The organism is Nocardioides sp. Soil_C_8, assembly GCF_057656315.1.
The window spans coordinates 98,725-115,386 of record NZ_JBDGKQ010000001.1 but is presented as its reverse complement, the minus strand read 5'-3'; the positions used below and the strand labels follow the sequence as shown (position 1 = coordinate 115,386).

The window sequence follows — 16,662 nt, the reverse complement described above, 5'->3', positions numbered from 1 at the left end:
CTGCCTCAGCGACCGGACTCCGTATACGGCTGGGAACCCTCGACCGCGGCGCGCACCCTCCGAGAGGTGAAGTCGGCGGCGAGCTCGTCGACCTCCGCCAACGTGCAGAACCGCACGTCGCGGATCTCGCGCTCCTGCATGACGACGCCCGCGAGCACCTCGGGGCCATGCGTGCCCCCGTCGAAGACGAGGCACACCGCGTCGTCCCAGCCTCCCCACGCGGGCAGCCAGTCGGTGAGCACGAGGTCGCCGGGCTCGATCTGGAGGCCGAGCTCCTCCTCGACCTCGCGCTGCACCGCGAGCCGCGGTGACTCGCCCACCTCGACCACGCCGCCCGGGAGGTCCCAGTCGCGCTTGTAGGTCAGCTGGCAGAGCAGCACGCGCCCCTCGGGGTCGCGGACCAGCATCTGCGAGATCGCCCGCTTGCGGGGGAGGAAGGAGTTGAGGAGGGACCGGAAGCCCTCGGGGTGGTCGACGGGCCGGTCGTCGCGCACGCGGGCGTAGACGACACGGTCCGCCACCTCGCCGTCGACGGTCAGCCCCCGGCTGACGCCCTCCTTGAGCAGGCCGGCCCACGTGGCGGAGCGCTGCGCCTCGCGGTCGTCGAGCCCGACCAGCGCCTCCACCCGCACGTGCTCGACGAGCGCGGACGCCACCTCGCGCCGCAGGTCGTCGGTGGTGACCCGGTCGTCCCACTCGATCCTGGCCACGCCGTCGGTCACCGTGGTCACGCGGATGGAGGAGGGCACCCGTTCACCCTAGCGAGCGGCGGCCAGCGCCAGCGCCGCCACGTGCGCCCGTGCGAGGGATGCCGCCTCGTCGGGGCGCAGCCGTCCCACGCTGACCGCCACCCCCAGTCCGTCCACGAGGGCGTGGAGCACCTGGGCGTGGTGGGCAGCTGCGGTCCCGTCGAGCCCTGGCACCGTGACGCGTACGACGATCGCGAGCCGTTCGGCGAGGGCCTCCTGGTGCACCTGGCGAGCGGCCACCACGACGTCCAGCTCGCCGTCGTCCGAGCTGACCGGCCGCGGTGCTTCGATGCCGGCCGCGAGCACGTCCGAAGGCACGTAGCCGTAGTTGGCGATCGCGAACCGGTGGTGCAGGGGGCCGCTGTCCTCGTCGTCGAGGTCCGCCTCGATGTCCGAAGGCAGGGACGCCGTCGTCGGTGCCGCCATCGCCAGCCGCCACCACACCAGCTCCTCGGCGACCTGCTCCGGCACGGATGGGACCAACGGCAGCAGGAGGCGCACGCCGGCGTCAGGACCTGTCGCGGTGGTGGGCGGCACCAGTCGCCTCCGGCGCCGGTAGGCGACCTCGTTGAGAGCGAGCTGACGGAGGTCGGCCTCGGGGTTGAGCAGCCGCCGGACCGTGCTGATGGACGTGGCGAGCACCTTCGCCAGCCCATGTCGGCTGAGCCGGTCCACCCCGTGGTCGCGCACGAGCGTGAAGCTCGCCAGCTCGAAGAAGGCGAACCGTCCTACGTAGTCGACGATCTTGGGCACGCATCCATTGCAGCAACGGACCGGAGGATGTGCGACCCGTCCTCCACAGGCCCGGATCCGGAGCCGCTGTGCGCCCTGTTTCGTCACGCCCTGTGACACGTGGGCGTGATCCTCGAACCGGGTCGCGGCGCAGGGTCTGTCACAACAGAGGTGGATCCGTGGCGGGTGCTGGTCGACGCTGTGTCACATCAGCGGACGACGTCCCAGCGGGCCATCATCCCGTGGTCCTCGTGGTCGAGCATGTGGCAGTGGATCATGAAGGGGCCGGTGTAGTCGGTGAAGCGGGCGGCGACCTCCACCTCCTCGCCGGGCTCGAGGCGCCAGGTGTCCTCCAGGCCGCGCTCCCACGGGGGCGGTCGCTTGCCGTCGCGGAGCAGGGTGCGCCACTGCTGGGCGTGGATGTGGACGTAGTGGGTGACGTCGCTGGTGTTGCGGAAGCGCCACCGCTCGACGGTGCCGAGGCGAGCACGGTGGTCGACGCGGCCGGGGTCGAAGGCGCGCCCGTTGATGGACCAGAAGCTGCTGTGGTGCGAGGACTGCTCGAGCCCGAACGTCCACGTCTTCGACACCTTCTCCGGCACCGGGGAGACCAGCCTCGGCGACGGCAGCCGCGACGGCAGCCGTGAGGCGTCCCGAGCGGGTGCGCCCACCCGGAACTCCATCACGGGGGTCTCGCGCGCGTCGTCGCCGGAGGTCCCGGTCGGGGCCGGCACCGAGGCGAGCACGAGGCGCTGGCCGGTGGCGCCGCTGAAGTCCACGACCACGTCGGCGCGCTGTGCCGGGCCGAGCAGCACGCTGGACCGCACGACGGCCCGGGGGATCAGTCCGCTACCGGTGCCGACCTGGAGGAACGGCCGGCCGTCGGACAACGTGAAGTTGTAGCTCGAGAAGGGCGAGGAGTTGAGCAGGCGCAGGCGGTAGCGGGTCGCCGACACGTCGAGGTACGGCGCGTAGCGGCCGTTGACCAGGACCTTGTCACCGACCGTGGCGTCGTCCGGCGGGGCGTGGGCGCCGGTCCACGCCATCTGGCCGTGGTGGCCCACCATCTCGGGGCCGTGGGCGAACGGGTCGGTCAGCTGGTTGCCTGACGTGAACGAACGCTCGGAGACCATCAGCGGGACGTCGCGACGGCCCGTTGGCAGCCGTAGGTCCCGGCTGGGCGGGTCGGTGACGATGAACATCCCCTGGAGGCCGCGCCAGTTGTTGCGGGCGGTGCGGTCCATCCGGTGGTCGTGGTACCAGAAGAACGAGCCCGGCTCCGGGCGACCGTCGACCGTCAGCGGGTAGTCATAGGTGCGTTCGCCGCCCCGCGGGATCAGGTGCGTCGTGGGCTGGCCGTCGTCCGCGGATGCGTGGTGGTCGCCGTGCAGGTGCGTCGACATCGACCCAGCAGCGCGGGGGAGCCGGTTGACGACGGTCACCTCGGTGCCCCGCCCGCCCCGCCGCCGGATGGTCGGGCCGGGGTAGGTGCCGCCGTAGGTCCACATCGTCGTGCGGCGGCCGTGCGGGAGCACCCGCACCCCCGCCCGCTCCATGACCAGCCTGATGTCGGCACCGCTGCGCGTGGGCGGGACGACCAGCGGCTGCTCGAACGTGGTGTCGACGGGCTCGACACCGCCGGCCACGCCCTCCACGGTGATCACCCCGCGCATGTTGGGGTGGAACTTGCAGTAGAAGGCCCATGCGCCCGCCGACAGCGCTTCGACCCCGGGGACGGTGGCGGACGTGCCGGCAGGGACGCGTATGTCGAACAGCGGCGTCCCGTCGGCGGCGCGGGCGACCGACGTGACCGTGTGGTCCATGGAGTCGAGGTTGACGACGGTGACGGTCCCGCCTCCACCGACGGTCACCTCCGGCGTGGCGAACCCGGTCCGGGCGCCGCCCTCCTCGACCAGGATGGTCGCGTTGCGCACCGGCTCGGCCGACGCCGTACGACCTTCTCTCCCCGGCCCGGCATCGAGGGCGACGAGCGCGACCGCGCACGTCACGATGCCGACCAGCCAAGCCGCCGCCCGGCCACGCAGGATCCCCGTCATCGTCCCGAGTGTGCAGCAGCGACCGGGTGCCGGCATCCCCAGAAATCGGTGGTCTGGACCTTGTCCGGATGTCACTGAATTCGATGATGACGACGTGGGGGAGCCGTGCCACTACTGGAAGGTGGTGCCGAGGGCGGCACCGCACCTCTCGAGAAGGGTTGGACCATCATGCACGTGCCCACCGGACTGCGCAGGGTGGTGGCGGTCGTGTGCGCGACAGCGCTCGCGAGCACGCCCGTCCTCCTGGCACCCACGACCGCCGGTGCAGCCGGCGCCCCGACGACCAGCGCCCGAGCGTCCATGCCGCACCTCAAGGCGCTCCTGACCAAGAAGACGATCGTGGTCAGGGGGGCCGACGGACTCAAGGCCGGACGTGCCCACCTCGAGGTCCGCGGCCGCGGGACCGTCGAGTTCGCGACGTTCAAGTCCGGCTACGACGTCGCGGACTTCATCGCCGACGTCAACAAGTTCGGCGCGAAGAACGACGTCAAGGCGCTCAAGCGCGCCCTCAAGAACACCACCATCATCGGCGGCCTGACGGGCGGGGGGACCGGCACCATCGTGTTCCCGAAGCCCGGCGCGTACACCCCGTTCTCCCTCGGTGAGCGTGGCGTGGTGACCGGCAAGACGCTGGTCGTGCAGGGCCCCAAGCGCTCGTCCAAGGCGCCGAAGACCGACGGCTCGATCATCGGGAAGAACGGCCCGTCGTGGGGAGGCGCCTCGCAGCTGCCCGCGAAGGGCCGGTTCGAGTTCAAGAACAAGGCCGACCAGCCGCACTTCGTGGCCATGCAGCAGGTGCAGCCCGGCACCACCACCGACCAGGTGCTGGAGTTCCTTCAGAGCGAGGAGGAGGGCCCGCCCCCGTCGTGGCTCCTTCCGGCCGGCATGGAGACCGGGACGCTCAGCCCCGGACGCAGCATGACGGTGGACTACGACCTGCCTGCAGGTCAGTACGTCGTCATGTGCTTCTTCCCCGACCCGAAGATGGGCGGCATGCCGCACGCCCTGATGGGCATGTTGAGGATGGTCACGCTCAGCTGACCGGCACTCCGGTTCCGGGTCGCCCTCAGTCGGCGGCCCGGAACCAGACCGTGGCCAGCGGGGGTACGACGATGTCGGCGTGGGCAGGCTGCCCGTGGTGCTCGCCGTCGACCGCCGTGATGGAGCCGAGGTTGCCGACGCCGGAGCCGTGGTAGACCTCCGCGTCGGTGTTGAGGACCTCCTGCCAGGTGCCGGACGACGGCAGGCCGAGGCGGTAGCCCTCGTGCGGGTTGCCGGCGAAGTTGGCCACGCAGACCAGGTCCGGCTCGCCGGGGGAGCGGCGCACGAACGAGAACGTGTTGGCACCCGCGTCGTTGGCGTCGATCCACTGGAACCCGGACGGGTCGTTGTCGCGGCCCCACAGCGCGGCCGTGTCGGCGTACGCGCGGTTCATGTCGCGCACCATCGCGTGCACGCCCGCGTGCTCGGGGTGCTCGAGGAGCCACCAGTCGAGCTCGCGGCTCTCGGCCCACTCGGACTCCTGGCCGAACTCGCAGCCCATGAAGAGCAGCTGCTTGCCGGGGTGGGCCCACATGTAGGCGAGGTAGGCGCGGAGGTTCGCCAGCTGCTGCCAGCGGTCGCCGGGCATCTTGCGCAGCAGCGAGCCCTTGCCGTGCACGACCTCGTCGTGGCTGATCGGGAGGACGTAGTTCTCCGCGAAGGCGTAGACGAGCGAGAACGTCATCTGGCCGTGGTGGTGGCTGCGGTAGAGCGGGTCCTTGGAGACGTAGTTGAGCGAGTCGTGCATCCAGCCCATGTTCCACTTGAACCCGAAGCCGAGGCCGCCGTCGCTCGTGGGCCCGGTGACCCCCGGCCACGCGGTGGACTCCTCGGCGATCGTGACGATGCCGGGGACGCGCTTGTAGACGGTGGCGTTCATCTCCTGGAGGAACTGCACGGCCTCGAGGTTCTCGCGGCCACCGTGCTTGTTGGGCGACCACTCGCCGTGCTCGCGGGCGTAGTCGAGGTAGAGCATCGAGGCGACGCCGTCCACGCGCAGGCCGTCGGCGTGGTACTCCTCGAGCCAGTAGACCGCGTTGGCGTAGAGGAAGTTGCGCACCTCGTTGCGGCCGAAGTTGAAGATGTGGGAGCCCCACTCCTTGTGCCAGCCGCGCTGGGGGTTGGGGTCCTCGTAGAGCGGGGTGCCGTCGAAGCGGGCCAGGGCCCACTCGTCGGTCGCGAAGTGGCCCGGCACCCAGTCGAGGATCACGCCGACGCCGGCCTGGTGCAGCCGGTCGATGAGGCGCTTGAGCCCGTCGGGGTCGCCGAAACGGGAGTCGGGGGCGAAGTAGGAGGTGACGTGGTAGCCCCACGAACCGCCGAACGGGTGCTGCATCACCGGCATGAACTCGACGTGGGTGAAGCCGAGGTCGGAGACGTACGGGACGAGCGCGTCGGCGATCTCGTCCCAGGAGTAGAGCTCGCCGGAGTAGTGCTTGCGCCACGAGGCGAGGTGCACCTCGTAGGTCGACATCGCCTCGTCGACCGGCTGCTTGGTGCGGCGCGCCTCGATCCAGGCGTCGTCGTTCCACTCGTGCTGCGAGCGCCACACCCGCGAGGCGGAGCTCGGCGGCTTCTCGGCGTACTGGGCGAGCGGGTCGGCCCGGTCGACCCACTGGCCGTCGGCGCCACGGATGCGGAACTTGTACTGGGACCCGACGCCGGCGCCCTCGACGTGGGCGTGCCACACGCCGGACCCGTCGAGGCGGGACATCGGGTGCGCCGATCCGTCCCAGCCGGCCCACTCGCCGGCGACCTGGACCTCCATCGCGTTGGGGGCCCAGACGCGGAAGGACGTGCCGTCCTCGCCGGCCTGGGCGCCGAGTACCCGCCACAGCTCCTCGTGGCGACCCTCGCCGATCAGGTGGAGGTCGAGCTCGCCGGGAGCGTGGGGGTCCCGGGCCGGGGTGGGAGTGGTGGTGGGGGGCTTGCTGGTGGACTTCGTCATGACGTCTCCTCCAACGCTGCGAGGGGGATGGCGAGCCATCCCGGACGGTTGCGTGCTTCGTAGACCGCCTCGTAGACGACCTTGTCCGCGAGGTAGGCGTCCAGCAGTACCCCGTTCGCGCCGTCGAGCACCTCACCCCGCTGCTCGGTGTAGGCGTCGAGGAAGGCGGCCCGGTTGCGTGCGGCCCACTCGGTCGCGCGGTAGGCGCGCTGCTCGGCCTCGCCGCCGGCGTCGGCGCCCCCGGTCATGGCGACCACCCGCGGGGCGTAGTCGAACGACCGGACCATGCCTGCCACGTCGCGCCAGACCGAGTCCGGGCGGAGCCGCTCCGCGAGCGGCTTGGCCGGCTCACCCTCGAAGTCGACGATCTTCCAACCCTTGACGGTGCGCAGGGTCTGGCCCAGGTGCAGGTCGCCGTGCACCTGCTGCACCTCGACGGCGCCGAGGTCGCGCAGGCGGCCGAACGTCTCCCGCAACCGCGCCTCGTGCTCCGCCAGGGCGGGTACGACGTCGAGCGCGGCGTCGAGGCGGCCCTCCATCGCCGAGGCCAGCTCGCCGAGGTCGTCGGCCTCGCGCTGCTCGACCGGGAAGTGGGCGGCCAGGTCGGCGTGCACCTCGGCCAGGGCGACCGCGAGGCGAGCGGCCTCGCCGGCGAAGTCGCCGCCGACCTCCTCGGCGTGGAGGTCGGCCTCGGCGAACAGGTTGCGGACACTGGCCAGGGCCAGGTCCCACCCGTCGCTGGCGGTGCGGAGGAACTGCTGGAGCATCGCGAGCTGGATGGTCGTGTCGGTGTCGTCGTCGACGAGGTCGAGCCAGCCGTAGAGCGCGGCGACGTGGGTCGAGCCGGCCTCGGTGAGGACCTGGTGGATCGCGATGTCGGGATTGACGCCCGGCGTCACCTTGCGGAACACCTTCATCAACGCGTCCTCGCCGAACGCGACCGACGAGTTGGACTGCTCGCCGGAAAAGAGCGTCGAGTGGGCCTCGATGTCGAGGTCGTGGCCCGGCAGCCGGTGGAACATGAGCTCGCCACGCACCTCGGAGCGCGGCGCCGGGGCGACGCCGTGACGGGCGAACGCCGCCAGCCACAGGGACATCGCCTCGCGGTCGTGGAGCGCGTCGTAGACGAAGGACTCGCCGAGCTCGTGGTCATCCCACTCGCCGATGAGCGCGTGCGCGATCCGCTCCTGCGGCTCGGCGTAGAAGGCGAGCGGCAGCTGGTAGAGGTCGGTGGTGCCGTCGGAGTAGGCGACCTCGGCCAGCTCGATGGTGACCTGCAGCCCCTCCGGCGCGTCGGGCAGCCGGCCGACCCGGCGCACGTCGCCGAGCTCCCAGTCGCGTCCCTTGCCGCCGAACCAGCGGGCCTGGTCGATCCAGCCCTTGATCTCGGTGGTCCTGGTGTGGCTCACGGCTCCACCCCCGTGGTGCTCGGGTCGGTCAACCGCAGCCAGAGGAAGCCGTAGCCGCCCAGGGTCAGCAGGTAGGGCAGCTCGCCGACGGCCGGGAACGGCACGCCGCCCAGCAGCTCGACGGGGACCATGCCCTCCCACTGCCGCAGGTCGAGCTCGACGGGCTGCGGAAAGCGGGACAGGTTGTTCACGCAGAGGATCACGTCGCGGTCCTCGGCGCCGCGGTGCTCGCGGATGTAGGACAGGACGCTCGGGTTGGACCCGCCGAGGTCGACGAAGTCACCGAGCCCGAAGGCCGGGTGCCGGCGCCTCGCGTGGACGAGGCGGCGGGTCCAGTGGAGCAGCGAGGACGTGTTCTCCAGCTGCGCCTCGACGTTGACGGACTGGTAGCCGTAGACGGGGTCCTGGATCGCCGGCAGGTGCAGCTTGCCCGGCGTGGCGTTGGAGAAGCCCGCGTTGCGGTCGGGGGTCCACTGCATCGGCGTACGCACCCCGTCGCGGTCGCCGAGCCAGATGTTGTCGCCCATCCCGATCTCGTCGCCGTAGTAGAGGACGGGCGAGCCGGGAAGGGACAGCAGGAGGGCGGTGAAGAGCTCCATGCGGTTGACGTCGTTGTCGAGCAGTGGCGCGAGCCGTCGGCGGATGCCGATGTTGGCCTTCATCCGTGGGTCGTGGGCGTACTCGGACCACATGTAGTCGCGGTCCTCGTCGGTGACCATCTCGAGGGTCAGCTCGTCGTGGTTGCGCAGGAAGATGCCCCACTGGCAGCCGTCGGGGATGGCCGGCGTCTGCTCGAGGATCTCCGAGATCGGGAAGCGCGACTCGCGCCGCACCGCCATGAAGATGCGCGGCATGACCGGGAAGTGGAAGGCCATGTGGCACTCGGTGCCGATCCACCGGCCGTCCGCGGTCTCCTCCGGCCCGAAGTACTCGACCACGTCGGCCGGCCACTGGTTCGCCTCGCACAGGAGCACGCGACCGGGGTAGTGCTCGTCGACGAAGCGCCGGCACTTCTTGAGGAAGTCGTGCGTCTCCTTGAGGTTCTCGCCGTTGGTGCCCGCACGCTCGTAGAGGTATGGCACCGCGTCGAGCCGGAAGCCGTCGAGGCCCATGTCGAGCCAGAAGGCCATCGCCTCCAGCATCGCGTCGTGGACCTTCGGGTTGTCGAAGTTCAGGTCGGGCTGGTGGTGGAAGAAGCGGTGCCAGAAGTACTGCTGGCGCACCGGGTCCCACGTCCAGTTCGACGGCTCGGTGTCGACGAAGATGACCCGGGCGTCCTGGTAGAGCTCATCGGTGTCGGACCACACGTAGAAGTCGCCGTAGGGCCCCTCGGGGTCGCTGCGGCTCGCCTGGAACCACGGGTGGGCGTCACTCGTGTGGTTCATGACGAAGTCGATGATCACCCGGATGCCGCGCTGGTGGCAGGCGTCGATGAACTCGTGGAAGTCCTCGACCGTGCCGCACTCGGGGAGGATGTTGTTGTAGTCGGCGACGTCGTAGCCGCCGTCGCGCAGGGGAGAGGTGAAGAACGGCGGGACCCACAGGCAGTCGACGCCCAGCCACTCGAGGTAGTCGAGCTTTTCGATGAGGCCCTTGAAGTCGCCGGTGCCGTCACCGTTGGAGTCGCGGAACGACCGCACCAGCACCTCGTAGAAGACCGCCGTGCGGAACCACTCGGGTTCCGCGTTGAGCACGGCGGTCGCGCGGGTCGCGTCCGTCGGCATCTGGGACGAGGTGGGGTGGTCGGTCAACGGGTCCTCCTGACGGCGATCACGTGGGCGGGCTCGTAGCCGGGGTCGAGCCGGACGTAGTTGTGGGCGGTCCAGCTCCAGTCCTCGCCGGTGATCTCGTCGTGGGCGACGAACGAGTCGTGCCACTCCATGCCGAGCGCGGGCATGTCGAGGTGGACCATCGTCTCCCGCGTGCCGTGCGGGTCGAGGTTGATGACGCTGATGACGATGTCGTCGCCCTGCTGCTTGGAGAACACCAGCACGTGGTCGTCGTCGCTGGAGTGGATCGTCACGTTGCGCAGCAGCTGCAGGGCGGGGTGCTGCCGGCGGATCTCGTTGAGGCGGGTCAGGTAGGGAGCGAGCGTCGTGCCCTCGGCGTCGCGCTTCTTCCAGTCACGGATGCGGATCTGGTACTTCTCCGAGTCGAGGTACTCCTCCGACCCGGGCTTCACCGCGACGTGCTCGAACAGCTCGTACCCGGCGTAGACGCCCCAGCTGGGCGACCCCGTGGCGGCGAGCGCCGCACGTACCTTGAACGCTGCCGGGCCGCCGTACTGCAGGTAGGCGTGGAGGATGTCGGGCGTGTTGACGAAGAAGTTCGGCCGCATGAGGTGGTCGGACTCGTGGGAGACCTCGACGAGGTAGTCCTCGATCTCGCGCTTGCCGGTGCGCCAGGTGAAGTAGGTGTAGCTCTGGTGGTAGCCGACGGCCCCGAGGCCGTGCATCATCGCCGGCTTGGTGAACGCCTCGGACAGGAAGATCACGTCCGGGTCCGTACGCCGTACCTCCGCCAGCAGCCACTCCCAGAAGGCGAGCGGCTTGGTGTGCGGGTTGTCCACGCGGAAGATCCGCACGCCGTGCGACATCCACAGCTTCACGATCCGCAGCACCTCGCGGCAGATGCCGGCCGGGTCGTTGTCGAAGTTGATCGGGTAGATGTCCTGGTACTTCTTCGGCGGGTTCTCGGCGTACGCGATGGTGCCGTCGGCACGGGTCGTGAAGAACTGCGGGTGCGTCGTCACCCACGGGTGGTCGGGCGCCGCCTGGAGGGCGAGGTCGAGGGCGACCTCGAGGTCGAGCTCCCGGGCACGGGCCACGAAGGCGTCGAAGTCGTCGAACGTCCCGAGGTCGGGGTGGATCGCGTCGTGCCCGCCGTCCTTGCTGCCGATCGCCCACGGTGAACCGGTGTCGTCGGGACCGGGGGTGAGGGTGTTGTTGGGGCCCTTGCGGTTGACCTCGCCGATCGGGTGGATCGGCGGCAGGTAGATGACGTCGAAGCCCATCTCGGCCACGCGCGTCAGGCGCTCCTTCGCGGTCTGGAAGGTGCCGGTGGTGACCTTGCCGGTCTTCTCGTCGCGGGTGGCGCCCTCGGAGCGGGGGAAGAACTCGTACCAGCTGCCGAAGAGCGCACGGGAGCGGTCGGCGCGGAACCGGAAGGGCCCGGTGACGGTGAGCAGCTCGCGCAGCGGGTGGGCGAGGAGGACGGCGTCGAGCCCGGGGTCCTGCAGGGTCGCGAGGCGCGCGGCGACCGGACGCTCGGTGTCGGTCGCGGCCGCGAGCGCGCCCGAGACGACGGCGGCCGACGGCTTGTCGAGCGCCTCCGGACCGGTCCCGGCGGACACGCGCTCCAGCAGGAGCCGCGCCTCGGTGAACATCAGCTCCACGTCGACCCCGGCCGGGATCTTGATGCCCGCGTCGTGCTGCCAGGTCGCGACTGGATCGGACCACGAGTGGATCTCGAAGGTCCACTCGCCCTCGACGTCGGGCGTCACGTGCGCGACGTAGCGGTTGGGCTCCTCGCCGTCGGGTCGCATCCGCACCGGGGCGCGGGTGCGACCGCTCGGGTCGGTGGCGACGACCTCCGCGGCGAGCTGGTCGTGGCCTTCGCGGAAGACCGACGCGCGCACCGGCAGCGGCTCGCCGACGGTGGCCTTGGCCGACTGCCGACCCAGGTCGACCACGGGAGAGACATCCATCACGGGTATCCGTCCAACCATGGCCCCACACTTGCGAACCCGAACCCCGCACGCAAGCCGACCGCGGTCGAGGCCACCCCTTGGGACGTCCCGACCGCGTGGATCCCGGACACGCGTTGACGCGGCGTGGTGACCAGCCGTTCTTTGATCGTTCCAAGAAATGGCCTAGCGTGCTTGCCCGTGCGAGCGTTCCGACGATTCACCGTCCGTCCTGTCCTGCCCGAGCCCCTGGCGGCGCTGGCTGCCCTGGCCGGCAACCTGCGCTGGTCGTGGCACCCGCCCACCCAGGACGTGTTCTCCTCGATCGATCCCGAGCTGTGGCGCGAGGTCAAGCGTGACCCCGTGCGGCTGCTGGGTGCCGTGGGCCGTGACCGGCTCGACGAGCTGGTCGATGACGGCGACTTCCGCGCGCGCCTCGACGCCGCGTACGCCGACCTGCAGCACTACCTCACCGAGGACCGGTGGTACGCCCGCAAGGCCGGTGACGACGCCCCGCGCGCCATCGCCTACTTCTCGTCCGAGTTCGGGATCACCTCGGTGCTGCCGCAGTACTCGGGCGGCCTCGGCATCCTGGCCGGCGACCACCTCAAGGCGTCCTCGGACCTCGGCATCCCGCTGGTGGGCGTGGGGCTGTTCTACCGCCACGGCTACTTCAAGCAGGCGCTCGACCGCGACGGCTGGCAGCAGGAGAGCTACCCGGTGCTCGACCCCGACGAGCTGCCGCTGAGTGTGCTCCGCGAGGCCGACGGCAGCCGTGCGACCGTCTCCCTCGCGCTCCCCGACGGCCCGGACCTGGTGGCGCGCATCCTCGTCGCCAACGTCGGCCGCGTGCCGCTGCTGCTGCTCGACACCGACATCGAGGAGAACAGCGCCCACTACCGCGACGTGACCGACCGCCTCTACGGCGGCAACTCCGAGCACCGCCTGCGCCAGGAGCTGCTGCTCGGCGTGGGTGGCGTCCGCGCGCTGCGGGCGTGGTCGCGCATCACCGGCGCACCGGCCCCGGAGGTCTTCCACGCCAACGAGGGCCACGCCGGCTTCCTAGGCATCGAGCGGATCCGCGAGCTCACGGTCGACGAGGCGGGGCCCCACCTCGACTTCGACACCGCGCTGGAGGTCTCCCGTGCCGGCACGGTGTTCACGACCCACACGCCGGTCCCCGCGGGCATCGACCGGTTCCCGCGCGAGCTCGTGTCCCAGTACTTCGGCGGTAGCTCACCGACGCCGGGCGTCCCGGTCGACCGCATCCTCGCGCTCGGCGCCGAGGACTACGAGGGCGGTGACGCCGGCGTCTTCAACATGGCCGTGATGGGCTTCCGCCTCGCGCAGCGCGCCAACGGTGTCTCCGAGCTGCACGGCCACGTGTCGCGTGGCATGTTCAACGGGCTGTGGCCTGCCTTCGACGAGGCCGAGGTGCCGATCACGTCGATCACCAACGGCGTCCACGGCCCGACCTGGATCGCCCGCGAGGTCATCGAGCTCGCCGCGAGCCGCGGCGCCGACATCGACAGCGACGACACCGACGCCCTCTGGCCGCTCGTCGACAAGATCAGCGACCGCGAGATCTGGGACCTCAAGCGCACCCTGCGCACCCGCTTCGTCGAGGACGCCCGCGACCGGATGCGTCGCTCGGCGGCCAAGCGAGGCTACGCCGCGGCGGAGACCACCTGGATCGACAGCGCGCTCGACCCGGACGTGCTGACCATCGGCTTCGCGCGCCGCGTGCCGACGTACAAGCGCCTCACGCTCATGCTGCGCGACCCGGGCCGTCTCAAGAAGCTGCTGCTCGACCCTGAGCGGCCCATCCAGCTGGTCATCGCAGGGAAGGCGCACCCGGCAGACGAGACCGGCAAGCGGCTCATCCAGGAGATGGTGCGCTTCGCCGACGACCCGGAGGTCCGGCACCGCATCGCGTTCCTGCCCAACTACGACATCGCCATGGCGCAGCCGCTCTACCCGGGCTGCGACGTGTGGCTGAACAACCCGCTTCGCCCCTACGAGGCGTGCGGCACCTCCGGCATGAAGGCGGCCCTCAACGGCGGCCTCAACCTCTCGATCCTCGACGGCTGGTGGGACGAGTGGTACGACGGCAACAACGGCTGGGCGATCCCGTCGGCCGACGGCATCGACGACGCCGACCGTCGCGACGACCTCGAGGCCAACGCGCTCTACAACCTGCTCGAGGGCGAGGTCGTGCCGCGCTTCTACGAGACCAACGACGAGGGCGTGCCCCCGCGCTGGCTGGAGATGGTCCGCCACACGCTCAAGTCGCTCGGCCCCAAGGTTCTCGCCACCCGCCAGGTCCGCGACTACGTCCGTGAGCTGTACGCCCCTGCCGCGCACACCGCGCGCACGCTCAACTCCGACTACGCCGGGGCCCGCACCCTGTCGGGCTGGAAGCACGAGGTCCGCGCCGCGTGGCCGGGCGTCCGCGTCGAGCACGTCGACTCCGAGGGTGTGGGCGACCAGGCCGTCGTGGGCGCGACGCTCGCCGTCCGCGCCTGGGTGGCGCTGGGCTCGCTGTCGCCCGACGACGTCGAGGTGCAGGTCGTGCACGGGCGGATCGGCTCCGACGACGTCCTCACCGCGACCTCGGCGACGCCGATGCTGGTGGGGGAGTCGTACGACGGCAACCGCCACCGCTTCGACGCTGCCGTGCCGCTCGCCGTCTCCGGCCCGTTCGGCTACACGGTCCGCGTGGTCCCGCGCAACGAGGCGCTGGCCTCCGTCGCCGAGCTCGGCCTGGTGGCCGAGCCGGCCTGACGCGTCAGGCGGCCGAGCTCGTCGCGAGCGGGTTCGGCCGCCGGCAGTGACAGAAGTCGCTGCACGGAAGGTAGGTGTGTGCGGCGTGGCCGCACCCCGGGCACGGCAGGTCGTGGCTGAGGCGGGACCGGCTCGTCTGGACGGTGTCCCACATGGTGCACCTCCTTCCTGCATGGTTGGTCCTCACAGCGTGCGCTCTCCCGTGCCCGTTCCGCATCCGGGTTATTACCTATGGGCCACGGAATGTCGTTGCCGGGCGCCTGCCGCTTCTGTGCCGTCAGACGGACTGAACGACGATCAGGCGACGTGCATCGAGCGTGCGACGAGGTGACGGCGCCTCGATCGGTCCGTATGACCGTCAGTCGTCGCGCAGCGGGTCAGCCGAAGGTCAACCAGAGCCCGACGGCGGTCGGGACGACGGCGAGGAGCATCCACGGCGACACGATGCTCTTGCCGTGGATGGCACGACCCACGGCGACGGCGAAGGCGCCGAAGATGCCCGCGATGACGTTCAGCCCGATCTTCGACGACGTGGGGGAGTCGTCCAGCATCACGGCCGCCACGACGAGGCCGACGACCAGGTGCAGGATCGTGGTGACGGCCAGCGTCGACATCACCCAGCGCTGCACGCGGGCGAGGTCGCGGGCGTCCTTCTCGGGGTCCTGGACGATCCGGCGCGGGGCGTCGAGGTCGAGCAGGTGGCCTCGACCCTTCTCCGTACGTCGAGCGGGAACGCTGCCGGCCATACGAGCCTCTCTCACCGAATCGTTTGCTGTGACAACGATTGCTAGGCTAACGGAATGCCCGAGCCCCGCCCAATCGACGACCCGCTGGCCCTCGAGCGGCAGGTCTGCTTCGCCCTCGCCGTGGCGTCCCGCACCGTCATCTCGGTCTACCGGCCGGTGCTGGAGCCGTTGGGGCTCACCCATCCGCAGTACCTCGTGATGCTGGCGCTGTGGGGCGAGGAGCCGTTGTCGGTGACCGAGCTCAGCCGGCGCCTCGAGCTCGACCCGGCCACGCTCTCCCGGCTGCTCCGGCGGCTGGAGGCGGCCGGCCTGGTGCGGCGCGACCGCAACCCGGCGGACGAGCGCAGCCTCGCGGTGGCCCTGACCGAACGTGGCCGCGACCTGCGCACGCAGGCGCTCGAGGTGCCCGGTGCGGTCCTGCAGCGGCTGGGGATGCGGCTCGACGAGCTCATGGACCTGCGCGACCGCCTCACCGAGGTGATCGGTGCCGCGAAGGCGGCGAGCCAGGCGGAGGCGCAGCCCGCCTGACGGGTGCAGACTGCGCACGTGAGATCAAGCGCGCCGCCCGCCCGCGGGCGAGGGTGGTGGCCATGACGACAGCGGCCGACACCTTCGCCGCGTTCCTCGACACCCTTGCCGAGACGCTCGACCTGGGCGGCGACGAGCGGGCCCGCCGGCTCAACCTCTCGCGCTTCCACCTCGCCCGGGTCGTCTCGGCGGCCGGCGGCGAGCCACCGGAGCGGATGCGCCGGAGGCTGCTGCTGGAGCGCGCGGCGTACCGCCTGCTGAGCGAGGACGGACAGGTGGTCGACGTGGCGTTCGAGGCCGGGTTCGGCTCGCACGAGGCGTTCACCCGTGCGTTCTCCCGGGAGTACGGCACCGCACCCAGCCGCTGGCGTCAGCACCCCACCCGTACCCAGATCGAGGGTCCGAGCGGCGTGCACTTCCACCCGCCGGGCAGCCTGCGGCTGCCCACCTCCCGAAAGGTGACCCCGATGGACCTGATGACGCGCATGATCGAGCACCACGTCTGGCTGACCGGCGAGATGATCGAGCGGGCGACCCGGCTCACCGACGAGCAGCTCGACGCCCCGATCGAGGTGCCCATCGGCACGATCGACTGCGACATGACCATCCGCTCCGTGCTCAGCCGGCTCGTCGGGCAGCTGGCGCAGTGGAACGCCGCGGTCGAGCAGCGGGCCTACGACTGGGACCAGGAGCGCGGCAAGTCGCTCAGCACGCTGCGGCGCGAGCTCGCCGAGGAGGGCCCCGCCTTCCTCGAGCAGGTACGCACGACGGTGGAGGAGGGCCGCCTCGACGACACCTTCGTCGACGTCACCTGCGAGCCGCCGAGGGTCTTCACCTACGGCGGGATGGTGGCGCACGTGCTCACCTTCGCGGCCGTACGACGCCTCGTGGTGCTGGGTGCCTTCGAGACCCTCGGCATCACCGACCTCGACGCCGGCGACCCGATGGAGTGGATGGGATCGCCGGCCTGAGAGCCGGGTCGA

General features: G+C 70.8%; 12 protein-coding genes. 4 read left to right on the top strand and 8 right to left on the bottom strand.

The features are described from left to right. Positions 1-5 precede the first annotated feature (5 nt). From AC3A3L_RS00575 to AC3A3L_RS00565, 3 genes are all read right to left on the bottom strand, one after another. The gene (locus AC3A3L_RS00575; protein WP_487638087.1) at positions 6-749 is read right to left on the bottom strand and encodes an NUDIX domain-containing protein; all 744 of its coding nucleotides are present in this window, start codon (positions 747-749) and stop codon (positions 6-8) included. A 9-nt stretch (positions 750-758) separates the two neighbouring features. Next, the gene (locus AC3A3L_RS00570; RefSeq protein WP_487638086.1) at positions 759-1,502 is read right to left on the bottom strand and encodes a hypothetical protein; all 744 of its coding nucleotides are present in this window, start codon (positions 1,500-1,502) and stop codon (positions 759-761) included. Between the two features lie 188 nt (positions 1,503-1,690). Next, complete coding sequence (locus AC3A3L_RS00565) at positions 1,691-3,538, bottom strand: multicopper oxidase domain-containing protein (protein WP_487638085.1); 1,848 nt, start codon at positions 3,536-3,538, stop codon at positions 1,691-1,693. 174 nt (positions 3,539-3,712) lie between these two features. Here AC3A3L_RS00565 and AC3A3L_RS00560 point away from each other — a divergent pair, with 174 nt between their 5' ends. Further along, the gene (locus tag AC3A3L_RS00560; protein ID WP_487638084.1) at positions 3,713-4,579 is read left to right on the top strand and encodes a hypothetical protein; all 867 of its coding nucleotides are present in this window, start codon (positions 3,713-3,715) and stop codon (positions 4,577-4,579) included. A gap of 25 nt (positions 4,580-4,604) precedes the next feature. Here the strand turns inward: AC3A3L_RS00560 and glgB are convergent, their stop codons facing one another. From glgB to AC3A3L_RS00540, 4 genes are read right to left on the bottom strand one after another with little or no spacing between them, the layout of a single operon-like run. After that, entirely contained in the window at positions 4,605-6,527 is a 1,923-nt protein-coding gene (gene glgB, locus AC3A3L_RS00555; protein ID WP_487638083.1) for a 1,4-alpha-glucan branching protein GlgB, read from the bottom strand. Beyond that, entirely contained in the window at positions 6,524-7,936 is a 1,413-nt protein-coding gene (locus AC3A3L_RS00550; protein WP_487638082.1) for a maltokinase N-terminal cap-like domain-containing protein, read from the bottom strand. Before AC3A3L_RS00550 ends, glgB begins: the two co-directional genes overlap by 4 nt. Continuing rightward, on the bottom strand, positions 7,933-9,660 hold the full coding sequence (gene treS / locus AC3A3L_RS00545) for a maltose alpha-D-glucosyltransferase (protein WP_487639814.1): 1,728 nt from the start codon (positions 9,658-9,660) through the stop codon (positions 7,933-7,935). The genes AC3A3L_RS00550 and treS overlap by 4 nt, the downstream gene beginning before the upstream one ends. Positions 9,661-9,683: 23 nt before the next feature. Beyond that, positions 9,684-11,663: an alpha-1,4-glucan--maltose-1-phosphate maltosyltransferase gene (locus AC3A3L_RS00540; protein WP_487638081.1), complete on the bottom strand. Its 1,980-nt coding sequence runs from the start codon at positions 11,661-11,663 to the stop codon at positions 9,684-9,686. 159 nt (positions 11,664-11,822) lie between these two features. Here AC3A3L_RS00540 and glgP point away from each other — a divergent pair, with 159 nt between their 5' ends. Continuing rightward, positions 11,823-14,405 (top strand): alpha-glucan family phosphorylase, encoded by a 2,583-nt coding sequence (gene glgP / locus AC3A3L_RS00535; RefSeq protein WP_487638080.1) that lies wholly within the window; start codon positions 11,823-11,825, stop codon positions 14,403-14,405. A 377-nt stretch (positions 14,406-14,782) separates the two neighbouring features. Here the strand turns inward: glgP and AC3A3L_RS00530 are convergent, their stop codons facing one another. Further along, a complete protein-coding gene (locus AC3A3L_RS00530; protein WP_487638079.1) occupies positions 14,783-15,151 on the bottom strand; it encodes a hypothetical protein in 369 nt (122 codons plus the stop codon). Positions 15,152-15,205: 54 nt separating this feature from the next. Here AC3A3L_RS00530 and AC3A3L_RS00525 point away from each other — a divergent pair, with 54 nt between their 5' ends. Continuing rightward, positions 15,206-15,679 carry a MarR family winged helix-turn-helix transcriptional regulator gene (locus tag AC3A3L_RS00525; RefSeq protein ID WP_487638078.1) on the top strand — a complete coding sequence of 158 codons (474 nt, stop codon included), beginning with the start codon at positions 15,206-15,208 and terminating at the stop codon, positions 15,677-15,679. 62 nt (positions 15,680-15,741) lie between these two features. Next, entirely contained in the window at positions 15,742-16,650 is a 909-nt protein-coding gene (locus AC3A3L_RS00520; protein ID WP_487638077.1) for a helix-turn-helix domain-containing protein, read from the top strand. The last annotated feature ends 12 nt before the right edge of the window (positions 16,651-16,662 follow it).

What these genes read in the sequence shown, in the direction of transcription:
- AC3A3L_RS00565 (WP_487638085.1), bottom strand. Translation starts at nt 3,538, where the DNA reads ATGACGGGGATCCTGCGTGGCCGGGCGGCGGCTTGGCTGGTCGGCATC.
- glgB (WP_487638083.1), bottom strand. Translation starts at nt 6,527, where the DNA reads ATGACGAAGTCCACCAGCAAGCCCCCCACCACCACTCCCACCCCGGCC.
- treS (WP_487639814.1), bottom strand. Translation starts at nt 9,660, where the DNA reads ATGCCGACGGACGCGACCCGCGCGACCGCCGTGCTCAACGCGGAACCC.
- AC3A3L_RS00540 (WP_487638081.1), bottom strand. Translation starts at nt 11,663, where the DNA reads ATGGTTGGACGGATACCCGTGATGGATGTCTCTCCCGTGGTCGACCTG.
- AC3A3L_RS00530 (WP_487638079.1), bottom strand. Translation starts at nt 15,151, where the DNA reads ATGGCCGGCAGCGTTCCCGCTCGACGTACGGAGAAGGGTCGAGGCCAC.
- AC3A3L_RS00525 (WP_487638078.1), top strand. Translation starts at nt 15,206, where the DNA reads ATGCCCGAGCCCCGCCCAATCGACGACCCGCTGGCCCTCGAGCGGCAG.
- AC3A3L_RS00520 (WP_487638077.1), top strand. Translation starts at nt 15,742, where the DNA reads ATGACGACAGCGGCCGACACCTTCGCCGCGTTCCTCGACACCCTTGCC.